Source organism: Paenibacillus sp. 2003 (assembly GCF_031455635.1).
Classification (GTDB): Bacteria; Bacillota; Bacilli; order Paenibacillales; family Paenibacillaceae; genus Paenibacillus; species Paenibacillus amylolyticus_B.
Window position 1 is genome coordinate 227574 of the sequence record NZ_JAVDTB010000006.1, and the last position, 17361, is coordinate 244934.

The 17361-nt window shown below is 45.1% G+C and carries 14 protein-coding genes; 5 read left to right on the plus strand and 9 right to left on the minus strand.

The genetic code is table 11. The features are described from left to right. Positions 1 to 20: 20 nt before the first annotated feature. Positions 21 to 1391: a helix-turn-helix domain-containing protein gene (locus tag J2X75_RS22735; protein ID WP_310340316.1), complete on the minus strand. Its 1371-nt coding sequence runs from the start codon at positions 1389 to 1391 to the stop codon at positions 21 to 23. A 313-nt stretch (positions 1392 to 1704) separates the two neighbouring features. After that, positions 1705 to 3090: a transcriptional regulator gene (locus tag J2X75_RS22740; protein WP_310340318.1), complete on the minus strand. Its 1386-nt coding sequence runs from the start codon at positions 3088 to 3090 to the stop codon at positions 1705 to 1707. Between the two features lie 267 nt (positions 3091 to 3357). Here J2X75_RS22740 and J2X75_RS22745 point away from each other — a divergent pair, with 267 nt between their 5' ends. Then, positions 3358 to 4482, plus strand: coding sequence for an LLM class flavin-dependent oxidoreductase (locus J2X75_RS22745; protein ID WP_310340321.1), 1125 nt, complete (start codon positions 3358 to 3360; stop codon positions 4480 to 4482). A 100-nt stretch (positions 4483 to 4582) separates the two neighbouring features. Here the strand turns inward: J2X75_RS22745 and J2X75_RS22750 are convergent, their stop codons facing one another. Next, entirely contained in the window at positions 4583 to 5161 is a 579-nt protein-coding gene (locus J2X75_RS22750) for a TetR/AcrR family transcriptional regulator (RefSeq protein ID WP_310340323.1), read from the minus strand. Positions 5162 to 5444: 283 nt separating this feature from the next. Here J2X75_RS22750 and J2X75_RS22755 point away from each other — a divergent pair, with 283 nt between their 5' ends. Beyond that, positions 5445 to 6656, plus strand: coding sequence for an MFS transporter (locus J2X75_RS22755; protein WP_310340326.1), 1212 nt, complete (start codon positions 5445 to 5447; stop codon positions 6654 to 6656). Positions 6657 to 6778: 122 nt separating this feature from the next. Here the strand turns inward: J2X75_RS22755 and J2X75_RS22760 are convergent, their stop codons facing one another. After that, entirely contained in the window at positions 6779 to 7189 is a 411-nt protein-coding gene (locus tag J2X75_RS22760; RefSeq protein WP_047840412.1) for a DUF2000 family protein, read from the minus strand. After that, entirely contained in the window at positions 7186 to 7749 is a 564-nt protein-coding gene (locus J2X75_RS22765) for a type 2 periplasmic-binding domain-containing protein (RefSeq protein ID WP_036673091.1), read from the minus strand. The genes J2X75_RS22760 and J2X75_RS22765 overlap by 4 nt, the downstream gene beginning before the upstream one ends. A 218-nt stretch (positions 7750 to 7967) precedes the next feature. On the opposite strand from J2X75_RS22765, the gene J2X75_RS22770 reads away from it, so the two are divergent. Beyond that, positions 7968 to 9209 carry an ATP-grasp domain-containing protein gene (locus tag J2X75_RS22770; RefSeq protein WP_310340334.1) on the plus strand — a complete coding sequence of 414 codons (1242 nt, stop codon included), beginning with the start codon at positions 7968 to 7970 and terminating at the stop codon, positions 9207 to 9209. Positions 9210 to 9275: 66 nt separating this feature from the next. Continuing rightward, on the plus strand, positions 9276 to 10562 hold the full coding sequence (locus J2X75_RS22775; RefSeq protein WP_310340336.1) for an MFS transporter: 1287 nt from the start codon (positions 9276 to 9278) through the stop codon (positions 10560 to 10562). Positions 10563 to 10724: 162 nt separating this feature from the next. On the opposite strand, the gene J2X75_RS22780 is transcribed toward J2X75_RS22775, so the two are convergent. Continuing rightward, a complete protein-coding gene (locus J2X75_RS22780; protein WP_310340341.1) occupies positions 10725 to 11786 on the minus strand; it encodes an oxidoreductase in 1062 nt (353 codons plus the stop codon). A 156-nt stretch (positions 11787 to 11942) separates the two neighbouring features. Between J2X75_RS22780 and J2X75_RS22785 the strand changes: the two genes are divergently transcribed. Continuing rightward, positions 11943 to 12806: a LysR family transcriptional regulator gene (locus J2X75_RS22785; protein WP_307540477.1), complete on the plus strand. Its 864-nt coding sequence runs from the start codon at positions 11943 to 11945 to the stop codon at positions 12804 to 12806. A gap of 152 nt (positions 12807 to 12958) precedes the next feature. On the opposite strand, the gene J2X75_RS22790 is transcribed toward J2X75_RS22785, so the two are convergent. From J2X75_RS22790 to cdaS, 3 genes are all read right to left on the minus strand, one after another. Further along, positions 12959 to 15025: a methyl-accepting chemotaxis protein gene (locus J2X75_RS22790; protein ID WP_310340345.1), complete on the minus strand. Its 2067-nt coding sequence runs from the start codon at positions 15023 to 15025 to the stop codon at positions 12959 to 12961. Between the two features lie 233 nt (positions 15026 to 15258). Continuing rightward, the gene (locus J2X75_RS22795; protein WP_310340348.1) at positions 15259 to 16365 is read right to left on the minus strand and encodes a Glu/Leu/Phe/Val family dehydrogenase; all 1107 of its coding nucleotides are present in this window, start codon (positions 16363 to 16365) and stop codon (positions 15259 to 15261) included. 287 nt (positions 16366 to 16652) lie between these two features. Next, the gene (gene cdaS / locus J2X75_RS22800) at positions 16653 to 17282 is read right to left on the minus strand and encodes a sporulation-specific diadenylate cyclase CdaS (protein ID WP_310340351.1); all 630 of its coding nucleotides are present in this window, start codon (positions 17280 to 17282) and stop codon (positions 16653 to 16655) included. Positions 17283 to 17361 lie beyond the last annotated feature (79 nt).

Sequence of the window (17361 nt, forward strand, 5' to 3'; positions counted from 1 at the left end):
GTCCTTCCCCAGATGTTTTACTATCGAAAAGTTGGTACACTTAACTTTTCTATTAGTTTTGTATACTGCTCTTCCTGGGTCTTACTAGCGGAATTTCTGTATTTTCCGTACAAATCAATGCATTTGATACACATCAGATCTTCATTACATGAAGATGAACGTTCCAAGCTAGTAATTAGATGTTCTATTCCCTGTTCCATTTGGTTCTGTTTCAATCTGTATTTTGCTAGTTCGTAGAATAAGCGTATATATCTAAAATTTGATGCCTGTTCGTTATATATTCCTTTTACATGTCTTGCCGCTTTAATTTGATCAATGTGATTTTGGAATCTATTTAATGCATGGTCAATATTAAAAGAGTACTGATTTGCCGCCTGTATAATATAGGCGAGTGCTGTTAAAATTTCGGCATGATTAACATCTAGGTAATTCAAATAACCGTTTAAGCCTTCGAAGTCACCTGATAGTATTTTGTACAAATATCGATTGCCCTCAGCCCAGCCCTTGAATCGATCTATCAATTCTTGCTCTTCCTCTGTTGGATTTTTAATCTCATCCATAATATTCTCATAAACATCTGTGTACTCCAAAGCTTTCATATATTGCTTACGTTCTTCAGATACATTTGCCATGAGCAGATTAGCATAAGCTTTATAAGTAAATAGAGGATAAGAGGCTATTCTTGGTTTTCTGTTCCGTCTCATAGATTGAAGTTGAACTTGGAATTCAGTTCTTAGAATCAATTCATTAGCCAGTTCAAAAACCTTATCCCATAGATTTATCGCGCCATACAAATTAGCTAAATCTTTAATCGCATCCAGTTGTACTTCCTCATTCAATTTTTCGATAAAAGGTTCAAACTTTACTGCGGCATTTAAGTTATTGAATTTATTCAGTGTTTTATGAAGCAGAAAAATACGGTACTGGCATAAGGCCAACCGCTCGGAGTGTTGATATTTTTCACTGTCTGCCACACATTCATACAAAATAAGAGCTACTTCTTTTAATCCTCTAGCAAAAAAGCTTTCAGCTACATCAAATAATTCTTCTATATATGATCGATCGTCCGTTACATGAGTGATGACTTGTTGTATACAATCCAGCTTACCAAGCTCAGCACACTCATATAGATATGGCTCCAAACGTCTCCAGTGGGGCGAAGATTCTATGAAGGATTCAACCCCATAACTCTCATAAAAATACCCTTTCTCTAATCCCATAACAGAAGTAATCTGATTCAGTTGGTTCATAGACATTGGCCTGTTGCCTTTAAGAATGGCACTTAAAGTTCCAACATTAATTCCAGTAATATCGGAAAAATGCTGCAACTTGAGATTCTGCTCTCTCATATATTTCTCAATATGTACTCTTATTTTAGGTACCAATTCCACTATCACACCTCCATCACCCAAATCACTTATAATTCAATAACATATAATAAATGTTATTTTAATCCTGTATTTTACATTGGTCAATCTATGAAAATACAAAAAAAGCTTACTTCCGTATTCGGAAATAAACCTCTCATGAAATGCAAAATATCAATATCATTTATACTAAGCAACCTATTATATGATTATTACATACGTAAATGTATAAGAAACCTAGAATTATATGTCTCCTAACCCATGTGAGGACAACAAAGAATAAATAACAGTGGTGTCATAAGACGAGCTCAATTGTACAACATTAACAACAATCATACTAAGCAAGATTATATAAAGTATTTTCTGCTTTTTCATAATAACTACGCACCTCCGCTACTAATAGTTTATATTGATTATAAATTTCTTTACTGGCCAAATTCCTGTATTCCTCGAATAGTGTCATGCAATGAATAGTATCCATCTGATTATTAGTTCTTACTGCAGATGAGAAACACTCCATAAGTCTCTTCAAACCTTTTTCATATCTGCCCCGAGTAAGGTAGTAGATTGATACTTCTAGCAAAAGGGTAGTAAATAAATCTTGTTTAATCTGCCTGCTATAACCATGAATAAGGCTTTCCTCAGAACTAATTTGAGGTTCAAATTTGTGAAGGATATCATCCACGTTCATGTTATTTTTGTTAGCCGCCTCCATAATATTCACCAACGCTGGCAATAACTCTGATTGATTATTTTCTATATATTGAACGTACGTTGACAACATACTATTGTCGCCCATGAATAAGTAATATAGATATGTGTTTACTTCTCCCCAACCTTTGAACTTGTTAATAAACAAAAGTTCTTCGTCATCTGGATCTATTATATTAACTATACTTTTATACTGTGTAGTGTATCTTAAAGCCTCTTCGTATTTCCCCATTCTTTCGCATGCATTAGCCTTAAGCAAGTTTGAATATGCCTGGTATACGAATAACGGGTAGGCTGTGACCCTATCTTCTTTATTCACTTTTTTCTTAGTGTACGATTGGATAATTTCAGCTTTCCGTCCCAGATCATCAGCAAGGGAAGATGACTTATCCCAATATCGAAGTGAAGCATACGTATTCGCCAGGTCTTTTATCGCATCCAGTTGCCGTTCCTCATCCAGCCGATTAATATATGGTTCAAAATGTACGGCTGCACGAAGATTCTCATGCTGGTCCTGACCGAGAGATAACGTGAAGATACGATACTGGCAAAGAGCCAGACGTTCCGAGTGTTGATATTTCTCACACTCCGCCACACATTCGTACAACATCCGTGCAGCCTTCGTCTGTCCACGCTCAAGCATGCCTTCCGCCATCTCAAACAACTCCGAGATATACGAGCGATCATCCGTCACTTCCTGGATAACCTTATGAATACATTCCAGCTTGTCCAATTCAGCACAGCGCTGCAGGAATGGTTCCAGTCTCCTCCAATGAGGTGCCGATTCCACGAAACATTCAGCCCCATAAATCTCGTAGAAATACCCCTCTTCCAGCTTCATGCCTTGGGTAATCAGATCCAGTTGCGCCATAGCGATGGGCCGAGTCCCCTTAATAATTGCACTAAGCGTTCCAGCGTTAACTCCCGATATATCGGCAAAATACTGCAGGGTGTACCCCTGTTTCCTGATGTAGTCCTCAATATATGAGCGTATCGTAGTTGTAGGTTCCATGTATCCCACCTCCACAATGAAAATCCATAATTTTGAATTTATATGATAAGCACAATTTTAATCCTAAATTTTACAGCGGTCAATAAAAATCGTGGCAATTCCCTTCACATTTATGCAACGAAGCATGAAATGAATATTTGCTTATAGAAAAAATCCATTAGAAGAATCCGTGAGAACGTGATACATTTAATCCAACTTACATATCCTACTATTTCAATAGGATTATACGACACAGATGCTATCAATTCAGTTCGAGGAGAAGGTCAGATGAAATTTGCCTTGTTTAGTCTCATGATGAATCTGCCTAATGCCGTAACCGGGGAAGCTCTGACGACTCAGCAGAAATTCCACAATATATTAGAGCAAGCGAAGCTGGCTGAACGACTGGGTTTCGATGCCTATGGGATCGGTGAACGACACGGTGCGCCTTTTCTATCTTCCTCGCCACCTGTCGTATTAACCGCAATAGCCGCAGCAACCACACGCATTCGGTTACTAACCACCGTCACTGTTCTTAGTATACTTGATCCAGTCCGGGTTGCCGAGGATTATGCCACGCTGGATCAATTATCGGGCGGACGGCTGGAAATGATCATCGGGAAAGGCAATGACCCTCGGCACTATCCGCTGTTTGGCATAAGCGAAGAGGAACAATGGGATTCACTCGATGAACGCTATCATTTGTTAAGACGGCTGTGGTCTGAAGAGAATGTAACCTGGCAGGGAACGTATCGCCCTCCGCTTGAGGGAGTGACCACGTGGCCCAGGCCGCTTCAACAATCCATCCCGATCTGGCATGGTAGCGCGTCGAGCACGGTCTCGACCGAACTCGCTGCCAAATATGGTGAGCCGCTCTTCACGTCGAATTCTTTTCATCCTCAGGCCAAATATAAAGCATTAATTGATCATTATCGGGAGCGCCTCGATTATTATGGTCATGATCCGCAACAAGCCGTGATTGGCTCTGGTGCCGGCAGTCTCTATCTTACGGATACGGGCGAAGAAGCCATTCGTCGTTATAAGCCATATTATGAAGCGTTCCATGCCACTGCCGCCGCACAGCATAACCAGTCGCCCTTCACCGATCTGGAGGATAACATTGCACGAGGTCCTGCGTTAATCGGCAGTCCGGAGCAGGTCGTTGAGAAAATTCTGAACTATCATGCAGCTTACGGGCATCAGGTGCTGAGTATCAGCGTAGATGGACTGACGCATAGCGAGCAGTTGGAGCAAGTGGAGCGTTTTGCCAAGGAAGTTGCCCCTGTATTACGCCGCGAACTGCCCAGTTCGGTATGGAATGAACCCCCGGTGTTAACCCAGCACTCATCCTTCCTTTCCTCTAATGTTACAGATTCATGGCCCACAGCCATCTCACCTATATTCCAGGTCTAACAATCTACCTCGTACAATATACACGCGCTCCTTCCAGGGTGATTCCTACGAATCGCCCTCTTCCCTCTTCCTCCCACTTGTTTCGCGACTATCCCTATATCTACTTGGACTCAATGCCTTCCAACAATGAACGGAGCATCACATCTACAAACGCATCATCCATCGCTTCCCCCGTCACTAACATACGATAGAACACCGGCCCATAGATCAGATCAATATACAGTCCAATGTCCACCCCACTCTTTAATTCGCCGCGCTCCACACCCTTCTCCAGAATTCCCCGTGCTTCACGTCGACGTGGTTGGATGTATCTTGTACGGTATTCTTCGGCAAGCCCTTCATCCGACTGCCCTTCTCCGATGATCTGTGTAATCACTTTTCCTTCCCGACTGGTCAAAAAACGAACCAGATTACTCGCATGTATGCGTATATCCTCCAATACCGAGCCTGTATCCGGCACTGGCAATCTTGCCGTTGCAGCAGACATATATCCGTCCATGATGACAGCGCCTTTATTCGGCCACCATTTGTAGATAGTGGCTTTGCTCACCTGTGCACATTCAGCAATCTTCTCGATCGTAACTGCCCCGAATCCATGCTCCAACAACAACTCATACGATGCTGTAAGAATGGCATTCTGGGTTTCCATGTTACGTGGACGTCCTCTTTTGGCAGTCATCTTAAGCCCTCCTGGATGTATAAAATATATTTAATCATCAGTAATATTCATAAAAACGATACGTTCATTATACTAAACTGCCATGAGTACACACAATTCCATCTTCTGCTCACCTTTTCATTCTCATTAATATTCTCATTAAAATATGCAGTGCCTATTTACAATACTGTACGTTTAGTTTATTATATATTTGTAATTAGTGAACACAACGTTTAGTAATTAACGATTTTAATATTAACTGTTTATTGCGAATACAAATTTAGAATTGTGGAGGATGATTATCATGGATATGAGACAACAAGTGAAGAAGGCACCTGTACCCACCTGGATTATTTTTTTTCTGGCATCCGCTTGTGGATTGATCGTGGCAAACCTGTATTATGCTCAGACCGTTATCGGTCCGATCAGCATGACAACGGGTCTGTCTTCTGCCGCTGCCGGATTGATCGTAACGTTGACTCAGATTGGTTATGTCATTGGTTTGCTGTTTATCGTGCCGCTCAGTGACATTACCGAGAATCGACGCCTGGTTGTGCTTTTCCTCATCGTACTGGTTGTTGCCCTGATTGCTGCGGCTTTCTCGCCCACTGCTGTTGTATTTCTGACTGCCTCTCTGTTCATTGGTATAGGTTCTGTTGTCGCTCAAATTCTAGTGCCCTATGCGACATATCTTACTTCCGAGGAACAGCGCGGACGGGTTGTTGGCAATGTAATGAGTGGTCTGCTGCTGGGCATCATGCTGGCTCGTCCTGTCGCAAGCTTTATCACCAGCCTCTTCGGATGGCAGACGGTCTTTGTATTCTCCGCCATTGTCATAACACTTCTCATGCTGCTCCTATCACGTGCTCTTCCTGCTCGCCAGCCTGAACCCACCTTGAAATACGGGCAATTAATCGTGTCCTTGGGCACACTGTTCAGAACGATGCCGCTGCTGCGCCGCCGGGCGTTCTATCAGGCCAGTCTCTTTGGTGCTTTCAGCTTGTTCTGGACTACGGTTCCGCTCAGACTGGCTAACGATTTTGGCATGTCACAGCAAGGCATTGCCTGGTTTGCACTGGCTGGTGTCGGAGGTGCTATTGCTGCTCCCATTGCCGGGAGACTGGCTGATCGCGGACTTACACGTATTCTGACAGGTGCTGCCATGGTGATCGCTGCTGCTTCGTTTGGTCTTGCTTATGTGTTCCAGAGCCACTCCACATTTGCATTGATCCTGCTTGTGATCGTGGCGATCACACTGGATATGGCTGTCTCGGGAAATCTGGTGCTGGGTCAACGCATCATCTATTCGTTAGGAAGTGAAGCGAGAGGACGTGTGAATGGCATATTCATGTCGATCTTTTTTGTCGGCGGTGCGATTGGTTCATCTCTTGGAAGCTGGTCTTATGCTAACGGAGGCTGGAGTCTCACAACGCTGATTGGCCTGATCATGCCGCTGCTCGCTTTGGTGTATTACTTTACGGAAAAGAAAGCTGTAGTCGTCAGCAAGCATCTATAAGTGCGATACCTTCAGGCATCCTTCGTAATCAAAAACGGACTTTTGGAACAACCTCTATAACGATTCTTTCATATGTAAAGAAGGGCAGAGTGATCTCTAAAGATCCGCTCTGCCCTTTTCCCTTATTTCATGACACTGAATTTTTTGGTCGCTGCCCTAACTTGATCATCCTCGCCCCATACAATGACACCTACCACTTTGGTAGCTTCCAATTCCATCGAAGCAATCTCAACTGCATATTGTTCAAAGGCATTGTTGAGCGACTGGCCTGTCTGTGAAAAAACAACATGGCTCAGTCCCCCGCTGTCATCTGAGCAGAGTTTGGCCAGATTGATCAGTTGATTCTCCCCGGCCTTCAGAATGACAGTGCTATATCGGATGCCCGCATGCTGAACGCCGCTATGATCCAGCACAGGTTGATCAGAATATAACCCCGGCTCATTCAGGGCTGCTTGTCCCATTAACAGGGCAGCCACATTGGCTGCGGCGCCAGGTTCCAAATTTTTATCCAGTATAATAGCAATTCTTTTCATATGACTGTATTCACCCTCTGTGTATTTTGTGTAAAACATACCCATGGCATATTGATTCCCTCGCGCAGTACTTTGTAGGTCACAAGCCCGTAATGATCAGCGCATAGCTGATTCGTGAGTGCAATGGACTTCTCCGTGTTGTGCATGACCTTCCTGCAAGCTTCAGGGTTGGACGATACGGTGCTGTTCTCTCTATAGGTTGTATCAAGTTCAGATAACAAGTATGTGGTTGCTGGATGATGATAGATAATATCGATTTGATCGGGACATACCGCATGGAAGCCGGATAGAACCAGCGCAGGAATTTTCTCCACAAAGCTCTCAGACACTGCTAGTTCAGAATCCATGATGAAGCTGTTGAGCTTGGGATACGCCCCGGGGACCAGCAGGCAGGAAATAATCCCTGATCTCAAGTCTTCCGCAGCCGCTTCAAATTCGGGGTATGGCTTGATTCGTTCCGAGTTGCCTAACTTCTTCGCGATATGCATGCTGCAAGTCAAGAATCCTTCATCGTCTCCCAGCGTTCCCAGTATGGCATATTTCTCTTTAACGATCTCCATTTATTTCTATTTCCTCCTTTTTATTTCTAATCCGCTAAAGATTGTATACCAAAAAAATTCCTATTGTCAATTAACACTTTAACGTAACACAAATATGTATTTCCGTTCATATTTCCCGCCAAAAAGTGTATTGAAAATGGAAAATATTGAGTTATAATGTTATGAAATGAATTTTTACTATTTTTAGCATTTTGCTGAAGGGGGATTTACAAGAGCGTATGAAAACGATTGTATACATATCTGATTTCAGGCTACCTACTGGATTAAACTTCGTTAAACCTTTGCAGAAATTGGCGGATCACAAGAAAATTCTGATTATTGAACGGCATAATTTGCATCATGATGAGGTGCTCAGGGATTTCTTTGATGAAATTAGATATGTCGATCATCTGGAGTCCGTAGATGCCATCCGGGAGCATATGATGCAGATCCGAGAATCCCACTCCATCTCAGCTTTGTTAACGCCGGGTGAGAATGCGATTGAGATCGGTGGTCAACTCCGTTCCGAGTTCGGGATCCCCGGTATGCAGCGCAATCAGGCTGAGGCTGTTCGCAACAAATGGATCATGAAACAAATGCTGCAGCAGCGTGGAATTCGGACATCCAAAATTGCAATTGCCCTACATGAACAGGACTATATTCGTTTCACTGCTGAACACGGCTTCCCAATTATTGTGAAGCCACTAAGCGGATATGGAAGTATCAATACGTTCAAATTGTCCAGCATGGATGAACTGGTACATTATCTACACCATACAAGACAAGCACAGCAAAGGGATTTGCTGGAGGAATTCATCCACGGTACGGAGTTTCATTGTGATTCCATTGTGTCTAAGGGCAAGGTTGTATTTGCATCCGTTTCCCAATACCTGTATAACTGCCTGGATATTGCGACGAAGCAGAAACCTCCGGCCAGTATTACGTTCCCTGAAGGCACGGAAGCTGATTTTATCCATCACATCAAAGAGCTCAATGAACGGGTCATTGCAGCCTTGGGTATCAATCAGTCCGTAACACATGCCGAACTTTTTCTGACTCCGGAAGGAGAAGTGGTGTTTGGAGAAATTGGTGCAAGAATCGGGGGATCGCATGTTATGCCTCCTTGTATCAAGAACACCCATGGCGTTGATTTCTTCGAAGCCGTCACTGATCTGGAAGTTGGAATATATGAATTTAAGCAACAGGAGACGAGCCATAAATTCACAGGCATGATCTGCTTCCCTTCACGCGCAGGGGTAATTCAACACATATCCGGGATAGAGGATTATGCGGATATCCCTGGCATCGTTGAGTTCAATGTATCCTATCGAGTGGGACAGCGCGCCGGGGACGTAAACGATACCATGACCCGATCAGGCTATGCTATCGTGGAGGGTGATTCGTTCGAGGAATTGCGTCAAACCCTGCTGGATATGTACGATCGTTTCAAGATTGAAGTGACGGTTGCTGAAACCGTATAAGATGTACGGATGATCCTTACCGTTTTTGGTCTGGAGTGACGCTTATCTTGGGGAGGGCTGGAATTATTGTCGTTATTCAAAACCTACGCGGGTCTGAGCCGCGATATCTATTATCTCTGTTTAGCCAGAACGATTAACAGCACGGGAGATTTTGTATTCTCCCTGATTACCTTGGTGCTTACGTTGCAAATGGGCATGAATGTGGTCAGTGCAGGGATCTTTGTGTCCATGGCAGCCCTGATTAGCGGACCCGGTGTACTTCTCGGCGGTTATTTAAGCGATCTTATGGGCAAAAAAACAATTATTGTCGTCGGGCAACTGTTGTCTGCCATCATGATTATAAGCTGCTCTTTTTGGTCAGGCACCATTACCGTTGGTTATCTTCTGATTGCAGTCATGTTTTTCATCAGTATTACCCGGCCTGCTTATAATGCACTGATTATTCAACTGTGTACGGAGGAGAAAGAGCGAAAGTCGGCCTTTTCCCTCATGTATCTGGGGGCCAATCTGGGTATAGCCATCGGACCACTGGTCGCCGGTTTTTTTATCAAGGATCACGTCAACATTGTCTTTATAAGTATCGGTACCGTGTTTCTGATATCTACCTTTATCATCATCAACCAGGTTAAGATCGGCACACGCAAGGAATTGGCATCAACAAGCAGCGAACATGCTGGACAACAACAAGAACAACAACGATTGAGCCAACCGCCTTCACCGTTATTCAGACTACTGCTGAAAAACCCACTCGTTGCCTTCTTCATCGTTGTGTCATTTCTTAACTATTTTATCTATATGCAATATTCATTTAGCCTCCCACTCCAGATGAATCACTCATTTGGCGAGAATGGGGCAGCCTATTACGGCTCTGTCATGACCATCAATGCCATTAGCGTCATTATTCTTACCACCGTGATCCTGTCCGCTACACGCAAATTAACGGCCCTAAACTCCATAGCCACAGGCGCACTCTTCTATGGAATCGGATTTGGAGCCTTGAACCTGCTCGGTTACTTCCCCCATTTTTCCATCGTCGCCTTATCCACGGTGCTGTGGACCATTGGAGAGATTCTCGTGCAGACCAATATCAATCTGTATATTGCTTCGCGTGTACCCGATACACATCAGGGGCGGTTTAATGGCTTGCTGTTATTCGTAGGTTGCCTGGGTTACACACTTAGTCCATATTTGACAGGCATTTTCATCAAAAGCATGGACATGGAAAGTGTATGGATCATTATTCTGGCTTTCAGTCTGTTCTATGCGTTGTGTATGATCATTCTCTGGTATATCGAAAAAAGCTCAACCAAGAAAAGCGAAACAGAGCCACTTGAATTCTCAAAGAGCATCTAAACTTCGAGTCTACATCGTCCGCAAGTGGCTATAGCAAGCAAGATAGAATACCCAGAACTGTTCAGTACGGAAAATACATGACTTTGAATACATTCCTTTTCATAAGTAAACAAAGGGCAGAGCGATCCTCAGGATCGGCTTCTGCCCTTTGTTTCTTTATGTTCACACCAAAACAGGCAAATGTGCATTCGCATCATACTCAATCAATTGCTGACCCGTATGCAATCTCTGTACCAGATCGGGATTGGCGATAAACGGTCTGCCGAACGCAGCCAGATCTATGCTTCCCTTACCAATCGCGTGCTCTGCGGTCTGAACATCCAAATCCCCCACACCAATGATGATTCCATCCCACCGACTACGAATCCGCTCGTGAAAGGACTGCTCCCCTTCCCATGCTTTCGCATAATGGTCTGTTGAGGGATGCAAGATCGTAATTCCCGTCTCGCGGAACAAGTTCAGATATGCATCAATCATTCCAGCTTTGTCCGCCCAAGCATAGGATGCATCATCATCCTTTTTCTCGGAGAATCGTACCGATATGCGATCCACAGGGATCTCTTTTTTCACAGCCACAATTATATCCCGCAGGAACCGCAATCTACCCGCAGTGTCGCCTCCGTATTCATCTGTTCTGTGGTTGGTCTTCTCATTTATAAACTGGTCGATCAGATACCCATGTGCAGCATGCAGCTCGATCCCATCGAACCCTGCCAAAACTGCATTGCGGGCGGCCGTCTGAAAATGCTGAATCGTATCCGCTATATCCTGTGCACTCATCGCTTGGGGAATCTGATACGGCTTGTGCAGCTTATGCACTCTTCCCTCTGCCGCAAGGCTGGAAGGTGCCAGTGGAACGGTTCCGATCAGATCGGAATGGGACAACCTGCCGACATGCCACAGTTGAGCAATAATGGTTCCGCCATGTCTGTGAACAGCATCCGTTACCCTTTTCCAAGAAGTCGTCTGTTCATCTGTATATAAGCCGGGGATGCCATAAGTGCCTTTGCCTGCCAAATTCGGAATAATGCCCTCGGTAATGATCAGTCCGACGCCATCTCGCGCACGCTGCTCATAATAAGCGACCATCTCATCCGTTACGGTCCCATTCTGATCATCAGCAAATCCTCGGGTCAGCGGAGCCATCACAATGCGGTTCCTTAATTGCCACTGATGAATTGTCACCGGGCTTAATAATGTTGAACGTGTATTTATGTTATCCATGTCATATCCCTACTCTCTTTGTCATTAAGGATATTGTACGGCGGCTCTTATATATCGTAAAATGATTGAAATATATAGTTGTATCTCTCAGAGAGATACCTAACATCACCATCTGCGGAAGTAATTGAAGTTAATCCACGTTCAGGAGGATACAGCATGGAACTTTCTGATATCGATATTGTTCTCGCGGTGGCGCGTTCAGGCAAAATCTCACAGGCCGCCAAAGAACTGAATTACGCGCAATCCAATGTCACTACACGCATCAAAAAACTGGAGCAGGAATATCAAATCCAGTTGTTCAACCGATTTCCCAAAGGTGTTGTACTGACCTCCAAAGGAGAACAGTTTGTTGAGTACGCCACACAGATTCACAACCTTTTGCATGATCTGAAGCAGGATATGACCGATCCCGGTGAGCCTTCCGGCACGCTAAAAATCGGCATTGTAGAAACTGCGGCATCCAGTCGTTTTATGGAGATTCTGAATGAATATCAGATAACCTACCCGAAGGTGTCCATCTCACTCGTTAACGCCACTTCACCCAGAGTACTGCGCAAGAAAATACAGGACTATGAGATTGATGGTGCTTTTATCAGCGGGGCTTGTGTGAAGGAAGGTTTGAAGGTGGAATATGAGATGCAGGACACGGTTCATATCATCTCCAAGCGGATGGATACACCACCCGCAAGCCTGTGCCAAGTATCATGGGTTGTTTTCCCGGAGGGCTGCCCGTATCGTGAAATGACCGAAGAATTTTTGCAGGAAGAAGGGTTGTCCGCACGTAATATCATCGAAGTGAGTACGATGGAAAACCTGCTCAGCTGTGTGGAGTCAGGCATTGCTTTTACCATTATGCCGTGCAACGTTATTCACAAGAAACCGGATAATTTCTCCGTATTTGATCTGGCTGATCGCTATACTCATACCACGACAACCTTTGTCCGCGGTGAGGATCGGTATGTCAGCAGTGCGCTGGATCAATTCATGAAGCTGCTGAATCAGAAGTGCATTACATTTTGATAAAGGTAACTTAGTACCCCTCTTTCAACCGCTGATCTTCTTGATCACTAAATGGACTAGAGCACATTGATCGAGACCCTAAAAAACAAAGCAAAAGGCACTCATACAGAGTGCCTTTTGCCTTCCTTCCCTCTAAACCTATTCAACTAACCTTACTCCACCTTGAATCGCGCAGCCGATTCAGCCAGTTTTTGCGTCAATTGATCGATCGTATCGACCATGTTGGCCAACTGCTGTACCGTTGAAGATTGCTCCATCATGGTTGCTGTTACCTCTTCAACCGAAGCGGATACCTGCTCTCCTGAAGCTGACAAACTATGGGCAGACTCCAGTACATCATCCTTGTTCTGTAACATCTCCTGCATCTGTCCTGCCATCGTAGCGATCTGTTGATTAATGACCGTTACCTTCTCCAAAATTACATCAAATGCCTGACGAGTCTGCAAGACAAGCTCATCCTGTCTGGACGAGATGGTGTGAATTTCGGCAACACTTTGGTTGTTCTCGGCGACATCGGCCAGATTCTGCTCGATAATGCTGGAGATTTCCTTGGACTGGCGGGAACTCTGCTCTGCCAGATTGCGAATCTCCTCTGCCACAACCGCAAATCCTCTGCCATGCTCCCCGGCCCGTGATGCTTCAATTGAAGCATTCAATGCAAGCAGATTGGTCTGCTTCGCAATCTGGCTGATCGCTTCCGTGATCTGACTAATACTTCCCGAACTCGTTTGAAGTTTGACCGTAATCTCCGAGATTTTCTCTACTTCCCGTTCGTTCACCTCATTAATACGCATCAATTCATTGACGACTTCATTCCCGTTATGGAATACAGATTCGATCTCATCTGCTCTCGCCTTCACATCCTGCGCACTGCTGTTCATGGCAGCCACTTTATCACCAAAGCTGTTGAATTTGCCTGCAATCTGCTCGGTATCTTCCGATTGGGCCTCCATCGCCTTCGCAATGCCCATGGACGTCGCCGATGTCTCATCAATGGATCTTGCCGTCTGCCTGGACGTTTCCTCCAGCTCCTGCGTGCTGGCTTGAAGAACATGGATCGAACTATTCATATCGGTGATCAGGTTTCTGTTCTGCTCCACCATGCCATTGAAGCTTTCCGCCAGATCCTTGAATTCACTGTTATATCTACCATTGGCCTTGACGGTCAGATTCCCTTGAGCAAGCTGTTGGAACAGCCCGATCAGACGAACGATAGGTCTCGTAATACTACGAGAGATCAATAATCCTACGCCAATAGCCAGAGCAATTCCGATCAATGTCACGATAACCATCTGGCGTTGCATATCCTCTAATGGACGTTTGATATCATCATAATCGTCAATAATGACCACGGAGAGATCTGCGTCAGGAATCTGATTAACACGGTAGTAGATATCATCTCGATCCATCGAAGTGATTTTCATTTTATCGGTGGCTCTGGCCTCCATAAGTTCCATGGCTTCCTTGTCTTCTGCAAGTGTTTGTCCCACAACCGCAGGGTCCAGTGAGTCGAACATGATGATGCCACTCCGACTCAGCACTTCAACTCTGCCTTGGCCATTAATTTTAATGCCCCCCAGTTGTCCCAGGAAGAAGCTGCTGTCTACCGACATGGCGAACACACCCAGTATATTCCCCTGTTCATCGGTGATGGGCTCCGAGAATACAATAATGAGCTTCTTGCTAGTCTTAGAGACGACCGCGTCACTGATGAAGGATTTCCCCTGTATGGACTCCTTAAAATATTCCCGATCTCCCCGTGACTGCCCAATGACATCCGGCATGGTTCCCGCCACCATGGTTCCTTCCTTGTCAAACACGAACAGGTCCGGCTTGGTGCCTACCGTGTTGGATATACTGTCGGTGAGAATCGTATTCGCTCTATTGAAGTATGGATTCTCATCTGTAAAAAAGGTTTCATCTGTCATTTCGTTCGTATCACGCAACTGCAAGAGTTCTTTGAACGTGTTATGTACGGATATCGCATGACTCATCTGTTGCTGAAGCTGCATCGCTGTCCAAAGCCCTTCCCCAAGGCGGTCAGCCATCACATTAATCTCATCTTTGCTTTTTCTGACCACAACATCAGATGAAATCATATAACTTGTGGTCGTTGCACCAAGCAGAACCAAAACAACCAATACACTGATCATGAAAGGCAGCTTGATTTTAAGCGACACATTTTTAAGCCTGTGTGCTACCCCTTGTCTTTTCCCCATTTTCACTTCTCCCCACTTCCCTGAACCATCTGCATCTGAACGATGTACATACATTATCGGAAAAATGCATAGTGGAGTTGATCAATTAGGGAGATATTGCCACTGTTTTTCTTTTTTTTATTTTGGATAACAACATAAAAATTGGCCTGTTAGATCGACACTATCCATTTTAGGAATGGACGTTGCCGTTATCTAACAGACCGTTTACAGATTTGGTAATGATTCAATACTGTTTACTTGCGCAATCTCCGGGAACTCAACGCGTGGTGGCCATTCTGCAAGAATGTACTGCGCGTATTCTTCATCTGTCCGATCCGTCGCTCAGCCAGACGATCTGCGGCAACATAGGTAGCGATGCCCTCGGTACGTGAGCTTTCGAATATTTTCTCCAGATTGGAATAGATCTCTCCGATCTTGCTCCACGCCCGATCCGCGTTGTAACCGTTCAGCTCATCCGCAATGTTAATTACACCACCTGCATTGATAACATAGTCAGGCGCGTAAACGATGCCCATATCATATAACTGATCCCCATGACGGGTCTCCAGCAGCTGATTGTTGGCACAGCCTGCTACAACTTTCGCCTTGAGCGTTTTGAGCGTATCGTCATTAATCGTGCCGCCCAGTGCACATGGTGCATATATATCGCAATCCACACTCGTGATGTCTGCGGGATCAACAGCTGTTGCGCCGAACCGATCCACAGCCTGTTTCACCGAGTCCTTATGGATATCCGTAACGATCAGATGTGCACCTTCCTCATACAGATATTTGCACAGATGCATCGCGACATTGCCGACACCTTGGACCGCTATTGTTTTGCCTTCCAGCAGATCGGTACCAAATGCTTCTTTGGCTGCTGCCTTGATCCCCCGATATACACCCCAAGCCGTTGCAGGTGATGGGTTACCGGATGAACCATAACTCGCCGAGATGCCTGTCACATAATCTGTTTCCTGATAAATCAGGTTCATGTCCTCTTCCGTTGTTCCCACATCTTCGGCCGTGATATAACGTCCGTTCAACCCTTGAATATATCGTCCAAACGCTCGAAACATTGCTTCGTTTTTGTCGCGCCTTGGATCTCCGATAATAACGGTTTTGCCGCCGCCCAGATTCAGTCCGGATACCGCATTCTTATATGTCATACCACGGGCAAGGCGCAGGGCATCTTCAATGGCTGCTTCTTCTGAAGCATAAGTCCACATCCGTGTGCCTCCCAGCGCAGGGCCGAGTGTTGTGTCGTGTATGGCGATAATTGCTTTTAACCCTGAATTTCGATCCTGGCACAGAACCAGTTCCTCATAATCGTGATGCTCCATTGCTTCAAACCAACTCATGTGCTAACCGTCTCCTCCAACCATTTTTGCGATCCAATCGCATTGTTCTCTATTCATTGACCATCCTCTATTGTACCCATGAATACCCAGTTTGTGCAAAATCACATCGCAATGTTAGAGAAGCATCGGTCGATGTTTCTCGTATGGCGGGGGCAAAGCTGTCGGAATTTCAGATTATAATTTTCTCGTCTATCAATAGAAAAACCTCTCTCCCTTAAGGAGAAAGGTACAATTCCCTCAACTGCATCAACCTATTTGCCCCGAGTAGGCCACTTGATCGTTCACATTTAAGGGAGCGTCTCAACCACATTGATTGGATGTAAATCGCCATCTACAGCAAATGAAGCCTGTCCTGTCTCCTCGGAGACAACCAGTACAACCGCATCCGTCAATTCACTGAGTCCCAGTGCTGCCCGATGACGAGTGCCTATTTTTCGTTCATGCACTTCCGCTTGCGACAACGGCAGCACATTACCAGCGGATACAATTTGATTGCCACGAATCAACACAGCCCCGTCATGTAATGGCGCACCGGGAATGAACAGCGATTCAAGCAGCGCATGGGTGACTCTTGCATCCACTGCCACCCCTGAGTGGATGATCGACTCCAACGGAATCTCCCGTTCAATCACAATCAACGCCCCATATCTCCGGTCAGATAGATGCTGTACGCTCGATGTTAATTCGGCAAACTTCTCGGTAAAGGGTGACAGATAACAATCCAGATAAAACGAAGAGGCGAGCACCTCGATCTGCTTGATCTCCGCTCGAATCTCTGCAAATTGCCCCAGCAGACAGGCACTGTCATTGTCAAATCGGGATAACGTCAGATTCATACGTTCTGCTACAAGATGGAGGTCTGCCTTAAGCTTCTGCCTCATCGAGGAACTGTCACAGTCTGCTTGCCGAGTCATCATTCGCCGCCTCCTCTGGTTGGGTTGGGCTTCACGCCGCATCATTAGTACCCATACCTTCCCCTCCGGAGCAGTTATTTAT